Source organism: Mucilaginibacter terrae (assembly GCF_031951985.1).
GTDB classification, from domain to species: domain Bacteria; phylum Bacteroidota; class Bacteroidia; order Sphingobacteriales; family Sphingobacteriaceae; genus Mucilaginibacter; species Mucilaginibacter terrae_A.
This window is the reverse complement of sequence record NZ_JAVLVU010000001.1, coordinates 5331923-5347459: the sequence shown is the minus strand read 5'-3', so window position 1 is coordinate 5347459 and position 15537 is coordinate 5331923. Positions and strand designations below refer to the sequence as shown.

At 45.0% G+C, this 15537-nt stretch carries 14 protein-coding genes; 4 read left to right on the top strand and 10 right to left on the bottom strand.

What is annotated here, in order from left to right:
- Positions 1 to 304 precede the first annotated feature (304 nt).
- Positions 305 to 706 carry a DUF1573 domain-containing protein gene (locus QE417_RS22935; RefSeq protein ID WP_311954241.1) on the bottom strand — a complete coding sequence of 134 codons (402 nt, stop codon included), beginning with the start codon at positions 704 to 706 and terminating at the stop codon, positions 305 to 307.
- Positions 707 to 852: 146 nt separating this feature from the next.
- Here QE417_RS22935 and QE417_RS22930 point away from each other — a divergent pair, with 146 nt between their 5' ends.
- From QE417_RS22930 to QE417_RS22915, 4 genes are all read left to right on the top strand, one after another.
- A complete protein-coding gene (locus QE417_RS22930; protein WP_311954238.1) occupies positions 853 to 3282 on the top strand; it encodes an alpha-ketoacid dehydrogenase subunit alpha/beta in 2430 nt (809 codons plus the stop codon).
- Between the two features lie 228 nt (positions 3283 to 3510).
- Positions 3511 to 4239 carry a hypothetical protein gene (locus QE417_RS22925; RefSeq protein WP_311954235.1) on the top strand — a complete coding sequence of 243 codons (729 nt, stop codon included), beginning with the start codon at positions 3511 to 3513 and terminating at the stop codon, positions 4237 to 4239.
- Between the two features lie 228 nt (positions 4240 to 4467).
- Positions 4468 to 6351, top strand: coding sequence for a molecular chaperone HtpG (gene htpG / locus QE417_RS22920; RefSeq protein WP_311954232.1), 1884 nt, complete (start codon positions 4468 to 4470; stop codon positions 6349 to 6351).
- 222 nt (positions 6352 to 6573) lie between these two features.
- Positions 6574 to 6828 carry a helix-turn-helix domain-containing protein gene (locus QE417_RS22915; protein ID WP_311954229.1) on the top strand — a complete coding sequence of 85 codons (255 nt, stop codon included), beginning with the start codon at positions 6574 to 6576 and terminating at the stop codon, positions 6826 to 6828.
- An 80-nt stretch (positions 6829 to 6908) separates the two neighbouring features.
- Here the strand turns inward: QE417_RS22915 and QE417_RS22910 are convergent, their stop codons facing one another.
- The 9 genes from QE417_RS22910 to QE417_RS22870 form a co-directional block, all read right to left on the bottom strand.
- Entirely contained in the window at positions 6909 to 7277 is a 369-nt protein-coding gene (locus QE417_RS22910) for a DMT family transporter (RefSeq protein ID WP_311954227.1), read from the bottom strand.
- A gap of 150 nt (positions 7278 to 7427) precedes the next feature.
- On the bottom strand, positions 7428 to 8207 hold the full coding sequence (locus QE417_RS22905; protein WP_311954225.1) for a sterol desaturase family protein: 780 nt from the start codon (positions 8205 to 8207) through the stop codon (positions 7428 to 7430).
- A gap of 3 nt (positions 8208 to 8210) precedes the next feature.
- Positions 8211 to 9647: an N-acetylneuraminate synthase family protein gene (locus tag QE417_RS22900; RefSeq protein ID WP_311954222.1), complete on the bottom strand. Its 1437-nt coding sequence runs from the start codon at positions 9645 to 9647 to the stop codon at positions 8211 to 8213.
- A gap of 16 nt (positions 9648 to 9663) precedes the next feature.
- Positions 9664 to 10470, bottom strand: coding sequence for an SDR family oxidoreductase (locus QE417_RS22895; RefSeq protein ID WP_311954221.1), 807 nt, complete (start codon positions 10468 to 10470; stop codon positions 9664 to 9666).
- Positions 10471 to 11817: an aminotransferase class III-fold pyridoxal phosphate-dependent enzyme gene (locus QE417_RS22890; protein WP_311954218.1), complete on the bottom strand. Its 1347-nt coding sequence runs from the start codon at positions 11815 to 11817 to the stop codon at positions 10471 to 10473.
- 14 nt (positions 11818 to 11831) lie between these two features.
- Complete coding sequence (locus tag QE417_RS22885) at positions 11832 to 12770, bottom strand: transketolase family protein (RefSeq protein WP_311954215.1); 939 nt, start codon at positions 12768 to 12770, stop codon at positions 11832 to 11834.
- 12 nt (positions 12771 to 12782) lie between these two features.
- A complete protein-coding gene (locus QE417_RS22880) occupies positions 12783 to 13640 on the bottom strand; it encodes a transketolase (protein ID WP_311954214.1) in 858 nt (285 codons plus the stop codon).
- A gap of 28 nt (positions 13641 to 13668) precedes the next feature.
- Entirely contained in the window at positions 13669 to 14487 is an 819-nt protein-coding gene (locus QE417_RS22875; RefSeq protein WP_311954212.1) for a glycosyltransferase family protein, read from the bottom strand.
- On the bottom strand, positions 14484 to 15533 hold the full coding sequence (locus QE417_RS22870) for a hypothetical protein (protein ID WP_311954210.1): 1050 nt from the start codon (positions 15531 to 15533) through the stop codon (positions 14484 to 14486). The genes QE417_RS22875 and QE417_RS22870 overlap by 4 nt, the downstream gene beginning before the upstream one ends.
- Positions 15534 to 15537 lie beyond the last annotated feature (4 nt).

Sequence of the window (15537 nt, the reverse complement as noted above, 5' to 3'; positions counted from 1 at the left end):
AAAAAATATATTAAAGTTAGCAGTAATATGGGCGTTCCCCGTTGGGTCAGGCTATCCGCTCATACGCCTGCAGGCATTACGCACAGGCCGGTATCCGCTACTATCCTTAACGCAAACTACCCTAAACGCGTCTTTGAACTACACGAAGCATTCTATTTACCAAGCATATTCGCTTTGCATCCGCAGAGATTGCTTCGTACCTCGCAATGACGGTATTATTTTCCCTCCGGGGGAGGGCCGGGGTGGGGTAAAAAAAAGGCCATCTCTTACGAGACAGCCTTTCCTATATACAATTCAAAAAATCTTATTTGGTATGCGAAGCCGGGCTTTCAACCACCTCACCTAAAATGATCAGGTTTTTAACCGGGGTTTTAGCGTTAGAAGTAACTACAATAGTTTTGCTAAACGGTGATGCAACGGCAGCATTGTAGGTGATTTTAATGGTACCTTTTTGGCCTTTTTGTACCGGTGTTTTGGTATAATCGGCAATGGTACAGCCGCAGGTTGGCCTAACCTCGGTTAATATTAAAGGCTCGGTGCCTACGTTGGTAAATTCAAATACCGTAGTAGCAGGTGTGCCCTTTGGTATTTTACCAAAATCGTGTTTTTCCTCGTTAAATTTAAACTCAGCCTTTTGGCTATCTTGTGCATGCGCAGCAACACCGAAACCCAGTATTACCGCAAAAAGTATGATCAGCTTTTTCATAATGGTTGTAGTTATGACACAAATATAATTTAATAGTTTAAAGTTAATAATAAAAAACCATGCTTACTTTGTGTTTATATGATAAATGCAGAGTAAGCCATTTTCAATACAGAATTTGTTATTTTTACGCCCTAAAGAAATTTTATATGCCCGAAAGCACACTACCGGCAACCGGCAACTTTACAGAGCACGAATTGAGTTTTAACGATTTCAGCAAAATTGTTATAAACGATTATCGTATAGGTTACGAGAGCAGGCAGGCCAGTATACTTGGTCGCCGCGAAGTGCTCACCGGTAAGGCCAAGTTTGGAATATTTGGAGATGGCAAGGAAGTGGCTCAACTGGCTATGGCTAAGGCCTTTAAAAAAGGCGACTGGCGCGCCGGTTATTACCGCGACCAAACCTTTATGTTTGCCACCGGCATGAGCACGCTTAAAGAATTTTTTGCCCAGCTTTACGCCCACCCCGATATTGAAAAAGACCCGGCATCGGGCGGCAGGCAAATGAATTGCCACTATGCCACCCGCTTTGCCAACCCCGATGGCAGCATGGTTAACCAGGCCGATAGCCTGAACTGCTCGGCCGATATATCAACCACCGGCGGTCATATGCCCCGCCTGTTGGGCCTGGCTTATGCCTCAAAACTATATCGCCAAAACAAAGAATTGGAAGGCTTAAAGCAGTTTTCGGTAAATGGCAACGAGGTTGCCTTTGGCAGCATTGGCAACGGCGCCACCAGCGAGGGTATATTTTTAGAGACCTTTAACGCGGCCGGTGTACTGCAGGTACCTATGGCAATTTCGGTTTGGGACGATGCCTATGCTATTTCGGTACCGGCCAGTTTACAAACCACTAAAGAAGATATATCTGAAGCCCTGCGCGGTTTTCAGCGCGAAGCGGGCACCAACGGTTACGAAATATTTAAGGTACGCGGCTGGGATTATGTTGCCCTGTGCGAAACCTACACCGTAGCTATTGAAATGTGCCGTACCGAGCATGTGCCCGTATTAATACACGTTACCGAAATTACGCAGCCGCAAGGCCACTCCACATCAGGTTCGCACGAGCGTTACAAACCGGCAGAGCGTTTGGCCTGGGAGGCCGAGCACGATTGTTTGCTGCAAATGCGCAAATGGATGCTTAACTCGGCAATGATTACCGAAGCAGAATTAGAAGAGCTGGAAGAAACCGCCAAAAAGCATGTACGCAATAGCCAGCGTGAAGCCTGGAACGAGCTGTCATCAGAAATTAAAGCCGAACTGGAAGAAGGCGCAGCTTTAATAGAGCAACTGGCCCGCCATTCATCGGTAAAAGAACTGAGCAAAGTGGCCACAACCTTGCGTGCTTGTGTTGATCCCGGTCGTAAGGATATAGTTGGCGCGGTACGTAAAGCACTGCGCTTAACCGCTAAAGAACATCATCCTGAGCGTAAGGCACTCCTTGATTGGCTGGCTGAAGAAACTAAAGCTAATAATGAGCGCTATAACTCCAAACTATTCAGCGATACGCCTTTATCGCCGCTTAATGTGCCTGTTATTGCGGCTAAATATGCTGCTGATGCCAAAATGCTGGATGGCCGCGAAATATTAAATGCAGCCTTTGATGCAGCCTTTGAGCGCGACGAACGCATTGTAGCCTTTGGCGAAGACGTAGGTGCCATTGGCGACGTGAACCAGGGTTTTGCCGGTTTACAAGCAAAATTTGGCGATCTGCGGATTACCGATACCGGCATCCGCGAATCGAGTATTATTGGGCAAGGCATGGGGTTGGCCATGCGTGGCCTTAAACCCATTGCCGAAATTCAGTATTTAGACTACTGGATCTGGGCTATTACCGTACTCAGCGATGATATTGCCAGCCTGAGCTACCGCACCAAAGGCGGCCAAAAAGCACCGTTGATAGTACGTACCCGTGGTCACCGTTTAGAGGGCATATGGCATTCAGGGTCGCCTATGGGGGCTTTGCTGAATGCTTTGCGTGGTATACACATTTGTGTTCCGCGTAATATGACCCAGGCTGCCGGCATGTATAATACCCTATTGCAAGGCGATGAACCGGCAATGGTAATTGAAAGCCTGAATGGTTACCGTCTGAAAGAAAAAATGCCATCGAACATTGGCGAGTTTACTGTGCCGCTGGGTAAGGTAGATTTAATACGCCAGGGCACCGATGTTACCGTAATTTCTTACGGCTCAACCTTGCGTATTGTGGAAGAAGCCGCAGTAGAATTGCAAGCCATGGGCATCAGTGTAGAGATCATCGACCCGCAAACCCTCTACCCTTTCGATCTGGATAAGGATTGCGTTAAATCGCTTCAAAAAACCAACAAACTACTGGTGGTTGATGAAGATATTCCGGGTGGAGGTTCGGCTTATATATTACAAAATGTGCTCGAAGATCAGGGCGGCTATTCGTTCCTCGATTCGGCACCCAAAACGCTGTGCGCTAAAGAACACCGCCCACCTTATGGGTCTGATGGTGATTACTTTACCAAGCCATCGGTTGATGATATTATAGAAGCAGTGTACAACATTATGCACGATAGCAATCCGGGCAAGTATCCGGCTATATTTTAATTCCGGAGGTTGGGTGTTTCGATTTCGGATTTGATTTACTTCTCCAAAATGTCATTGCGATCCGCCTTAGGCGGAGTGGCAATCTCCTTACGCAAGGTTAAACGCGAGGAGATTGCCACGTCGCTATCGCTCCTCGCAATGACATGTTTTTTTAAGAAATGCAGGAAGATCCACTTGGCCTAATCGATATCAAACATAAGCTTGTACGCTTACACCTAACCTAAAATCATGAAATACATTATCGGCACCTTCCTGCTCATCTATTCGCTAAGTTGCTTTGCGCAGTATCCTTTCGAAAAACATCCGCCTATCAAATATCAAACTGCCAAATTCAACAAAATACCAGGCCGAAAAAACAATGATAATATTTGGACAGCTAAATACCAAAACTATCGTGTCGAGTTACTTGAAATCCGTTTAGAAGATAGCACGAACGTTGTTCTTTATTTCAAAAACAAGGCTATTTTAAAACTCAAAGAAGGTGTTGATATAAACGACATTGCACTTTACGACACACAACTTTACATTGCCAACATTGACAATAACGGTTTTCCCGATTTTAAGATAATTATTTATAACAACGGTAGCGGTTTAGCCGGTTCATTAGAACATAAGATATTTCTCTTTAATCATGGCAAAAACCGTTTCCAAAACATTTCATTTATGGACTTTTTTGCCAACACGGAAAGAGATTTCAACGGCGACGGCAAATTCGAGATCATTGGACAAAGCTACCTATCCTATCAAAACCATGCATATTGGGTATTCGATTTATATAACTACAAAAAAGGAAAACTGGTAAACGTAGGCAAACGATTTAATTATCCCATACTCACACGGTTCCTTGCCTCAAAAGAAAGCTATTCCATAACCCATAATATGTCGCGCAAGCAAATGAAGCAATTTTCGCATGCGTTCCCGCGCGATTATAAACAAGGAAAGCTGTTGGTTAAATAATCAAACTATGCCCATCTCGTTTAGAGTTTAGGAACAGTCTTTTAAAAGCGATTAGCTTATCAACCCGAAAAGATTTCTCGTACCTCGAAATGACATTTTTTGTTTAAATGACAATCTAATATACGCCCTTTATCACCCATAGCTGCCAATTTGACAAGCCGCCGGCAATTGGAACGTGCATTGATATAATCCTGGTACAAATTCAAATAATCCATAAAAATTAAACATATGCAAGAAAAAGGAACGATTTCGATTCACACCGAAAACATTTTCCCGATCATTAAGAAATTTTTATACTCTGATAACGAGATCTTTTTGCGCGAGCTGGTATCAAACGCCGTTGATGCTACGCAGAAAATTAAACGCTTATCATCATTAGGTCAATACAACGGCGAACTGGGCGAATTGCAGGTTGAAGTTGCCTTTGACGAAGCTGCCAAAACCATCACCATTAGCGACAATGGCCTGGGTATGACTGCCGATGAAATTAAGAAATACATTAACCAGATAGCATTTTCGGGTGCTACTGAGTTTATGGAGAAATTCAAAGAAGCTAAAGATGCCAACGAGATCATCGGTCGTTTTGGTTTGGGCTTCTACTCTGCCTTTATGGTGGCCGACAAGGTTGAAATTAATACCCTGAGCTACCAGGAAGGTGCCGAACCTGCCCGTTGGACCTGCGATGGCAGCACCGAATTTGAAATTAGCGAAGGCAGCCGTACCACACGCGGTACCGATATAATTTTGTACGTTAATAAAGACTCGGAAGAGTTTGTAGACAAACAAAAATTACAGGGAATTTTGGATAAGTATGCCAAATTCCTGCCGGTGCCTATTAAATTTGGCGAGCGTACCGATTCGGTTCCTGATGGTGAAGATGAAGAAGGCAAGCCTAAATACATGCAGGTAGTGAGTGATAATATTATCAATGAAACTACCCCTATCTGGACCAAATCTCCTTCAGAATTAAAAGACGAAGATTACCTGCAATTCTATAAAGAGCTATACCCGTTCTCTGAAGATCCATTATTCTGGATTCACCTTAATGTTGATTATCCGTTTAACTTAACCGGCGTTTTGTACTTCCCTAAGGTGAAAAACGACTTTGATTTTCAACGCAATAAGATCAAATTATTTTCGCGCCAGGTGTTTATTACCGATGAGGTTAAAGACATTGTACCTGAATTTTTGATGTTGCTACACGGCGTTATCGATTCGCCCGATATTCCGTTGAACGTATCGCGCAGCTTTTTGCAGGCCGATAGCAATGTGAAGAAGATCAACACTTACATTACCAAAAAGGTGGCTGATAAACTGAGCGAAATATTTAAAGCCGACCGTAAAGCTTACGAAGAAAAATGGAGTGATATTGGCCTGTTTGTTAAATATGGCTACGTAAGCGATGAAAAGTTTGCCGAAAAAGCTAAAGACTTTGTTTTGTTAACCAACACCGTTAAAGAAAACTACACGTTAACTGAATACAAAGAGAAAGTAGAAGCCGTACAAACTGATAAAGATGGTCAGTTGGTATACATATACACTAACGAGCCTGAAAAACAAGATTCGTTCATACAATCGGCCACTAAGAAGGGGTATGATGTACTGGTGATGAACTCTCCTATCGACAATCACTTTGTAGGTCACCTGGAGCAAAAGCTGGAGAAAACTTCGCTTAAACGTGTGGATGCCGACGTTGCCGATAAATTGATTAAGAAAGACGATGCCCCTGCAACTGTACTAACCGACGAGCAGGTTACCCAGGTAAAAGCTGTATTTGAAAAAGCCATTACCAAACCCGGCTTTAAAGTGGAGTTGGAGAGCTTAAACCCTGAAGAGCTACCCGTAACCGTAACCATGGACGAGTTTATGCGCCGCATGAAAGAAATGGCACAAATGGGTGGCGGCATGGGCTTTTACGGCAACATGCCCGATAGCTACAAAGTGGTGGTAAATGGCAACCACAAACTCATTAACCGTATTTTAGAAACCGGTGACGAAGCAGCACAATCACAACTGGCTAAACAGGCATTTGATTTGGCCCTGCTATCGCAAGGTTTATTAACCGGTGCTGAGTTAACGGAGTTTGTTAACCGCAGCGTTAGCCTGATCTAATACTGGGAATTACCACATCTACAGATGTGAATAACACGAATATTTTGTTAAAAGCCCTTCCGTAAACACGGGAGGGCTTTTTTGTATAAAACTACCCGGAATATTTTATTTAACACAATATTTACAACAGCCCGTTATAGCTACTATATAATGGATACCAATTATTAAGTTAGCCGCTTACTTGTTTTTATTTAATAACCAATTGTTTAGCCTTTAGCTATTATGAAAGCCTTGTGCGATGCACGGACCAAAGCGGTTGCCGCAAACATTAGAAAAGTACGGGAGTTTAGAAATTATACACAAGACTACCTTGCTGCAAAACTCGATATTTCGCAAAATGCGTATAGCAAAATTGAATTGGGTTACAGCAACATTACTCTTAACCGGTTGCTCAGCATTGCCGATATTTTAGAAGCCGATTTAACCGACCTGCTAACTATCGACAAAAAACTACAGTTGCAAGACGCGAAGGTTTAAGTTAGTGAATGGTCAAGGGCAAATAGTGAATGTATTAGGTACAAGAAGCATAATAATCACTATTGACTATTCACTGCTCACTACCCAACTGTATTATACTTCAACCCAATAATTCCGGCCATGATCATGAGCATAAAAAATGCTTCCGTCCAGGAGATGGATTGTTGGAGGAACACAATTTCGGAAATTTTGAGGAATACCAGCGTAACGGCCGTCCATACGGCAAATGCGGTGGCTGTTGAAACATGCTTTAGCGCAAGTGAAAAGAAGTATACATTAGCAATTCCGAATACAATGTATGCCGCCAGCGGAGCCATAATTTCAAGCCCCTCTACGCTGTAAAAATTAGTAAAGGTTAAGTATTTAAAATCACTGAATTTTAAATACTTAACGGCATACGTCCAGGCGGTTTCAAACAAGGCCGCTATAACTAAATATATCCAGGCCATTATTGGTAAACAGTTTCTTCTTGAGGTTGATCTACCGGTTGGTTTACCATTCTCTTTTGTTTGATAAATGCTTTGCTTATCCTTTTCATTAACTCGGACCGCAGGTTATAATATTTGCTAAACCATTTGTGTTTTAGCAGCCCCTGCTCATCAAAGCGTTTTACCCGAAAAGGCATGCTGCAAAAAATAGTCTTTAGGATAAGCATAACCTAAGCCCCAGTTTTCGGGCTTATTGCCGGGCGCATGGCCGGGATCGTAAGCGGTACCTAACAGGTAATCCCAAAAGGAAAACTTGGTGGAGAAATTAGCATGAAACACTTCCTGGTAATTGGCGTGGTGCCAAAGGTGCAGCTCGGGGGTGTTAATGATGTATTTAAGCTTACCCAAATTCACCCTGATGTTGGCATGAATAAACATACCAAACATGGCATCGATGAGTGCCTTGATGGGTATTACGGCAGGATTGGCCCCTAACAAAATAATGGGCGCAAACTCAATGGTTTGGTTGATGATAATTTCGAGCACGTGGGAGCGTGATCCGGCCAAAAAATCAACTTCCTTGCCCGAGTGGTGCGCCTCATGAATGCGCCAGAAAACCTTGTTGCTGTGCTGAAAACGGTGAAACAGGTAGATGTAGAGGTCGTGTGTGATGACGAAGAATAGCACCTGTACAGCTAACGGCCAGTCTTTTACAAACTGCCAGTCGGCCCAATTAAAATTGCGCTGTACAGGCGCTATGATATAATCAAAAATAATGATCTTTAAAAAGTAGCTTTGGATAAGCGTATACCAAACCAAATCAACCCAAAAGCCTTCCCTAAAAAAAGGTAAACCTTTGCGGTAGGGTGCAATACGTTCCCAGGCAATAATAAGTATTACCCAGCAAACGAGTATGGTAGTGGTTATGGTAAGCAGCTTATCCTGTGGCATGGTTTAAGCAACAGGTTTTTCTTTATACTCATCGCTAATATTTACGCGCAGGCGTTTCATCGGACCAATTTCCGAATCGTATACTTTCTTAACACCGTCGCCGGCACCAGTTTCCACATCGCGAATGTCTTTCACCAAACGCTGAAAACCTCCCGGCTCAACCGAAGCAGCATGATCCGATCCCCACATGGCGCGGTCTAAGGTAAAGTGGCGCTCCACAAAGGTTGCTCCCATGGCCACAGCCGCAACGGTGGTAGCCAAACCTGTTTCGTGACCCGAATAGCCAACCGGTATACCCGGATATTTAGCCGCTAAAGTTTCGATCATTTTCAAATTCAACTCTTGGGGCGGGCATGGATATGCTGATGTTGAATGGGCGATGCACAGCGGGTAATTCTCATCAAAATTACGGATGTAAGCCATTGTAGTTTCGATCTCTTTAACGGTAGACATACCTGTTGACAACATCAGCGGTTTACCGGTTTCGAGGATACGCTGAATTAAAGCCAGATCAGTTAACGAAGCCGAAGCCAGTTTATAGATCACGGTATCGAAATGCTCCATAAAATCAACCGCATTGGTATCCCACGGAGACACGAACCAATCGATACCCAGTTTTTTACAGTACTGATCAATAGCGGCGTATTCGGCTATACCAAACTCGGTTTTACGTTTATAGTCGATGTAGGAGATGCGGCCCCATGGGGTATCGCGCATAATTTCCCATTGGTCTTTAGGCACGCAAATTTCGGGGGTACGTTTCTGGAATTTAACCGCATCGGCTTTAGCAGCTACGGCCTCGTCTATCAGTTGTTTAGCTGTTTCTAACGAACCATTGTGGTTAATACCTATCTCGGCAATTATATAAGCAGGCTCGCCTTTGCCAATTTTACGGCCATTGGTCAAGATAATATAGCCTTGTCCAACCGGGTACATCGACGCTTCGTTCTTAGCTTCTATAAGCCATTCAGCAAACTCACGGAAACAGCCTTCGCCGCCTTTAAGCTCGCAAACCATATTAACCTGTGCTTTAACTTGCGGTAGCGCATCAGCCGGGCAAGCAGTTATAGCTGCCAGTTTCATTACTTCCAAATCGTTATAATCATCACCAATGTAGGCAACCTCGTGCGGCTGTAAACCCAAACGGTTAATGATCTCGTTAAATACAGCAGGCTTGTTTTTTGCGCCTAAATGCAATTCGGCAATACCCAGCTTGTCAGCACGTTTAGTTACCGATGCAGAAAGTTCGCCGGTGATGATTCCGGTTTCGATGCCTGCATATTTACGTAAGCGTTCCACACCCATACCATCGCGCATGCTGAACTTTTTCAGTAATTCGCCAATATCACCGTAATAAACCCCGGCATCAGTTAATACGCCGTCACAATCGGTAAGCAACAATTTAATGTCGTTTGCTTTTTGCTTTAAAATTTCGTTCATGTTGTTTGTTTAGGAATTATATAGCTGTCCAACCGCCGTCAACCACCAGGTTGGCTCCCGTCATGTAAGCAGAGGCATCACTGGCCAGGTACACTAAAGCACCTTGATAATCATTGGCCTGCGCCATGCGGCCCAACGGTGTTTTGGCAGCATATTTCTGGATAAAATTTTCGCTTTGATTATTCTCCACACCACCCGGCGACAGCGTATTTACACGTACACCTTTATTGCCCCAGTAAGCGGCCAAAAAGCGGGTAAAATTTATAACCGCGCCCTTCGTTACCGGGTAAGCGGCCGATTTATAAAAGGTTTGCTCGCCGCACTCGTTACGGTAAATGCTTTGATCGGGGCCAACCATGCCGTAGGTAGATGCCACATTGATAATGCTGCCGCTCCCCTGCTCGGCCATTACCGAACCAAATACCTGCGAGCACAAAAACACGCCTGTGATGTTTACATCCAACGATTTTTGAAAGGCATCCAACGGGTAATTCTCAAACGCCGACAGCTCTTTGGCCATAGCCGGGTTTTCGAACATATCGTTAATGGCGGCATTGTTTACCAGTATATCAATGGTATCATACTGATGCAAAATGGCCTCGCAAGCAACCGTAACCGATTCTTTGCTGGTAACATCGATAACGATGCCCAAATGGCTGTTGCCCAGGTGCCTGGCAAATTGCTCAACGGCGCATTCGTCACGGTCAGCAACAATAACGTTGGCTCCTGCGTTGGCTAAAGCCTCGCAATGTTTACGGCCAATTAGCCCCAGCGCGCCGGTTACAATGGCCGTTTTTCCATGTAATGAAAACAAATCTGTCATTTACAGCGCAGCAGTAGTTTTAGGTTTGATATTGTAATTACTTACCTTACGGAATACGGCTTCCAAAACTTCCCCTTTCAAATAGCCTTTTACGTCGCCGCTTAAAATGGCTTCTTTAACTATCGGCAGCACATCGCGGTAAGCCTTAAGGGTATACGTAATATCCTCATTAGTGTGGCTGTAGCACATATTATGGAAACCGGCCCAAAGCACACCACGTTTAATCATTTCCTGCTGCATGAGGGTTTTTACCTCTAAAGCGTTACCGGCCTCCGGCGTAAAGGTTACCATGGTACGGCAGTTAAAGCCAATGCAACGGGTGTATTGGTCCATACCCAACTCAATGGCCAGTTGATTGTAACCGTCTTTTAACAAAGCACCTTTTTCGTCGAGATATTGCGGAACGTTTTTGTCGATAAGCTCGTTAATTGTAGCCACGCAAGCCGCCAGCGATAAAGCCTCGCCGCCAAAGGTGGTATAACTGAATACCTGCGAGTTGAACAGCTCCATAACATCGGCACGGCCGGTTAACAGGGCTATGGGCATACCGTTGGCACATGCTTTTGAAAACACGGCCAAATCGGCTTTTACATTGAAATATTCCTGAGCACCGCCTACGGCTATGCGGAAACCGGTCCACATTTCATCGAAAATGAGCAAGGTGCCGTTTTCTTTACATAGCTCCGCAAGCTCCTGTAAAAAGCCCGGCGCAGGTGCCTCAAATATGAAGGGCTCTAAAATTACAGCGGCAACGGTTTCGTCTAAAGCTGCTTTAATAGAGGCTATGTCGTTATACTCAAAAGTATAGGTCATGTCCTGAATGGCTTCGGGGATGCCCGCGTTACGGCTGGTAATACCAATGTACCAATCGTGCCACCCGTGGTAGCCACAGCAAAACACCTTATCGCGACCAGTAAATGCACGGGCTACGCGGATAGCTGCCGAACATACATCGGCACCGGTTTTAGCAATTTTAACGGCCTCGGCATTAGGTATCACTTCCTGAATTAATTCAGATAGTTCAACCTCCAGCGGGTGCATCAGCGAAAAGGTGATACCATCATTCAGTTGTGCTTTAATAGCCTCGTCAACCGCCGGGTAAGCATATCCTAAAGATAAAGGGCCGATAGCAGCATTAAAGTCGATGAATTCGTTACCATCCACATCCCACACGTGTGAGCCCTTGCCTTTTACCAGGTACTTTGGCGCTACGCCTACTGTAAACTGCCCCGGGCCTTTTGCCAACGTTTGGGTAACCGGCTTTTGAACGTTAAGGGCACGTTGATATAGTTTGTCCGACTGGGTAATGTCGGGGTAATTGCTGTTAAATGATACTTTATTTGACATATTGAAGCAAGCTGTTATTCAGCAAATTGAGGTTTCAAAATTTCGGGTTGTTGATGAGCGGTTTGGTAACCAAGAATGGTTTCGGCGATCTGCTTGCCGGTAAAGCCTTCGTGCTGCAAAACATCGGGCAGTAAGGCCGGCCTGAACCATTTTTCGTTCAAGGCCATTGGCAGCACTTTGGCTGTGGTTTGATGCTTGAGCAATACCTCGGCAACAATGGTGTATAAACCACCGGTTACAAAATGGTCTTCGAGGGTTACTAATAACTGGCTGCTGGCAGCAACGGTGAGAATGGCTTCCTCGTCAACCGGTTTAAGGCTACGCATGTTCACCAATCCAACCGACAGGCCTTCGGCTTTAAGCATATCGACAGCTATTAAAGCTTGTTCGAAAAGCAGGCCATAGGTCAGTATAGTTACATCAATTCCGGTGCAAATCACCTCGGCTTTGCCCATTTCAAACGTAGCGTGATTGTAAGTGGTTTTACGTGTATTAATACGGATATATGCAGGATCTGGCGATTGCCAAACATCGGGTAACATCTTCACCAAATCGTCTTCATCAGCTGGTGCAAACACGGTCATATTGGGTATGCCACGCATAATGGATACATCTTCAATAGCTTGATGTGTTGGACCATTAGCATCTGACAATAAGCCCGGAATAAATCCACTCAGTTTAGCCGGCAAGCCTGCAATACCCAAATCGGTACGTACAAACTCAAAGGCACGCATGGTTAAAAACGCGGCCAATGCATGTACTATGGGAGTGCGACCGCGCAAAGCTAAGCCTGCGGCAGCGCCTATCATGGTTTGTTCGGTAATGCCGGTATCAATAAAACGTTTGCCTAAAATACCGGGTAGGTTGCGTACCAGGGCACGGTTTTCGGCCGTCATTACTATCACCTGCTCATCGGCCAGGGCGGTTTGGGTTAAAAGTTCTTCGTAGCTCATAATTTGTACAGGTTACCGAACCACTAAGGTTTCGGAGGTTAATTGGGTGTAGTGATTGCCATGCAGTTCGAGCAGTAACTGCTCAACCTCGTGCGCCGAAAAATTGCAGAACCAGCGGTCGGCACGCTCCTGTATGCTTGGCAGGCCTTTACCTCTAACGGTATCGGCAATAATCACATTCACCTTGCCCTGCTCAAACGGATACGCATTAAAAGTTTCGCTTAAAGCGTTAAAATCATGCCCGTTAATGCGTTTAACCGAAGCTCCAAATGCTTCAAACTTATCGGCAAGTGGCTCTAAAGGTATCAGCTCTTCGGTGCGTGCATTGGCCTGAAACTGGTTACGGTCTACCACAAAAATGAGGTTATCCAATTTGTAAGCATTGGCTACCAGCATGGCTTCCCAGCAGGTGCCCTCGTTAAGCTCGCCATCGCCCAGTATGCAAACTACTTTATTATCGCCGCCACTAATTTTAATATCCATAGCTACCCCAACTGCAATCGAAGGCAGGTGCCCCAGCGAGCCGGAATGGAACTCAATACCCGGAATACGGGTGTTTGGATGCCAGTAGATATAATCATCTAATGAGAGGTGATTTTTCAGGCGGTCTTTTTGCAGCAGCCCTAATTCGGCAAGGGTGCCGTACAAGGCCGGCACATCGTGGCCTTTTGACAGGAAGAGGTAATCACGCTCGGGGCTATACAGGTTAAGCGCGTTCACGTTTAAAAACTCGCTGTACAGGTATACAATTAAATCGACGGCCGAAAGCGACGCGCCGGTGAAACAGCCGCCACCGGTAGACATGCGCACAATGTGCTCACGTACCTTTAGGGCCATTTCCTGTAATTCTTTTTCTATGGTGTTTTGCACGGCAGATGTGTTGGGGTTTAGTTGTGTTTTAAGCAGAGGCCAGGCGTGTTTGCCCCGGTTGAATGGTTTTTAACTCATTTAAATGATGACGGTACCAGTTCACACCGGCATGCATCGAGTTAATGTTATAGATCTCGGGCTTGCGGTTAAGCAGATCGATTATATCTTCACACGTAAAATCATCATTGGTTGGATATAGCTCCTCAAACACGCTTTTAATAAAGTCGAAATCTTCCTGGTAATCGATAGTAAAACGGTGCGACATGGAATAGTCCAAACCGGTTGCCCAGCTCACATTAGCTATGCGAAACAAATCCGGGTTTTCCCATATGTAAGGTGTGGTATGCTCCAGCTCCATCGGGCGTGAGGCTTCTTTCCATGTTTTTTGCAGGCAAGCCATGGTCATAATTTCCACGTCGTTACCATCGGGGTAAGTGGCCGGGTGCAGGTTGCTCACATAATCGTATTTATTGGCATTGGCAAAAAAGAACTCCAATGCCTGGTCAATAGCCTGCGGGTCAATCAGCGGACAATCAGATGGTATTTTGAGCACCACATCGGCCTCAAAACGCTTGGCAGCCTGGTAATGGCGGTCGAGCAGGTTATGCTCGCTGCCGCGGTAGCAGGGTATGTCTAACTCACCGGCCTCATTCTCAATGATGTCGTCTTCCGTGTTTTGAGATGTGGCCACCACTACGGTTGCCCAGTGGCGTATCATATTCAGGCGTTCTATCATCAGCGCCAGCAGGCTTTTACCCATAATGGTCATCATTACCTTGCCCGGCAGGCGGGTTGATGCCATACGTGCCTGCACTACGATTACCACTCTGCTTGCTTTCTTTGTCATGCGTAAACCTCCTCATTGGCCATTACGGCCTTGTTAATATTGGTAAGCACAGTATGCGGGTTAAAACTTTGCTTGCTACCTTTGTGCTGTACGTAAGCGCGGCATAGCTGCGCTATATTCCATGCCGATGCACCTTCGTTTTGTACCGGGGTAAGCCTTTTCAGCTCATCTATATCAAACCACGAGTGCACCTTTTTGCCTAATGCAATACCCGTATACACTACTGTAGAGTACTGGGTAATTAACTCGCAGCAATTGGCTATCATATGGTTAGTATTTCCTTTGCTAAATACCATTGCCCCTTTGGGTGCATAGCGTTTTATCTCGGCACGGGCGCGTTCCTCGTTTTCATTGGGATGAAGCTTGAATAACAACTGACGGCCTGCCGCTATCTCCACAGCCTTTTTAATAAAAGCCGGACGGTTTTCGTAACGATAGGTTTCGCGCATATCGGTAGTGGCTACCATAACGTAGTTATGATGCGGAAAATCGTTTTTAAGATTAGTTGCCAGGTTATCGTAATTAGGAATACCGGTAACCACTATTTTACGTCCATCGGTACCTTTTGATGAGATGTATTGCTTATAGCCTTCTGATGCAGCACAGTATATATCGCATACATCACCCGATCCATTAAGTGAAGTATCTCCACAGAAATAAGATGGCAGCTTGAGTTTTTTAACCAAAAGGCTTTTAATAGTGAACTTATCAATCATGCCCTCCTGCACCCAAATGGTTTTGGTATGGAGCGCAAGCCCGGGAATGATCATATCTGAGCAAAAGACGATCAGGTCGTAACTATTGAGTTTTGCGCCGTAATCAATTTGTAAACCGTGCTCGCGCAAATACTTTTCAGAGTTATTCCGAAACTGACCAGCGAGAATAGTTCCATCTAACAGTTTGGTTTTGGTAAGCAAGCCGTTCATCAGCGGCGAATCGGTGAATAATTGGCTAAACCAGCAATCATATTCGGGCAAATGCGAGGCAATGCTATGCATTTGCATGGTTTGGTTCATTGAACCCGTCATGAACAGTATTTTTTGCATGTAT

Excerpts from the sequence above, each read along its gene's own strand:
- QE417_RS22925 (WP_311954235.1), top strand. The coding sequence starts at position 3,511 with ATGAAATACATTATCGGCACCTTCCTGCTCATCTATTCGCTAAGTTGC.
- QE417_RS22900 (WP_311954222.1), bottom strand. The coding sequence starts at position 9,647 with ATGAACGAAATTTTAAAGCAAAAAGCAAACGACATTAAATTGTTGCTT.
- QE417_RS22885 (WP_311954215.1), bottom strand. The coding sequence starts at position 12,770 with ATGAGCTACGAAGAACTTTTAACCCAAACCGCCCTGGCCGATGAGCAG.
- QE417_RS22915 (WP_311954229.1), top strand. The coding sequence starts at position 6,574 with ATGAAAGCCTTGTGCGATGCACGGACCAAAGCGGTTGCCGCAAACATT.
- htpG (WP_311954232.1), top strand. The coding sequence starts at position 4,468 with ATGCAAGAAAAAGGAACGATTTCGATTCACACCGAAAACATTTTCCCG.
- QE417_RS22905 (WP_311954225.1), bottom strand. The coding sequence starts at position 8,207 with ATGCCACAGGATAAGCTGCTTACCATAACCACTACCATACTCGTTTGC.
- QE417_RS22935 (WP_311954241.1), bottom strand. The coding sequence starts at position 706 with ATGAAAAAGCTGATCATACTTTTTGCGGTAATACTGGGTTTCGGTGTT.
- QE417_RS22890 (WP_311954218.1), bottom strand. The coding sequence starts at position 11,817 with ATGTCAAATAAAGTATCATTTAACAGCAATTACCCCGACATTACCCAG.
- QE417_RS22870 (WP_311954210.1), bottom strand. The coding sequence starts at position 15,533 with ATGCAAAAAATACTGTTCATGACGGGTTCAATGAACCAAACCATGCAA.
- QE417_RS22895 (WP_311954221.1), bottom strand. The coding sequence starts at position 10,470 with ATGACAGATTTGTTTTCATTACATGGAAAAACGGCCATTGTAACCGGC.
- QE417_RS22910 (WP_311954227.1), bottom strand. The coding sequence starts at position 7,277 with ATGGCCTGGATATATTTAGTTATAGCGGCCTTGTTTGAAACCGCCTGG.
- QE417_RS22875 (WP_311954212.1), bottom strand. The coding sequence starts at position 14,487 with ATGACAAAGAAAGCAAGCAGAGTGGTAATCGTAGTGCAGGCACGTATG.
- QE417_RS22930 (WP_311954238.1), top strand. The coding sequence starts at position 853 with ATGCCCGAAAGCACACTACCGGCAACCGGCAACTTTACAGAGCACGAA.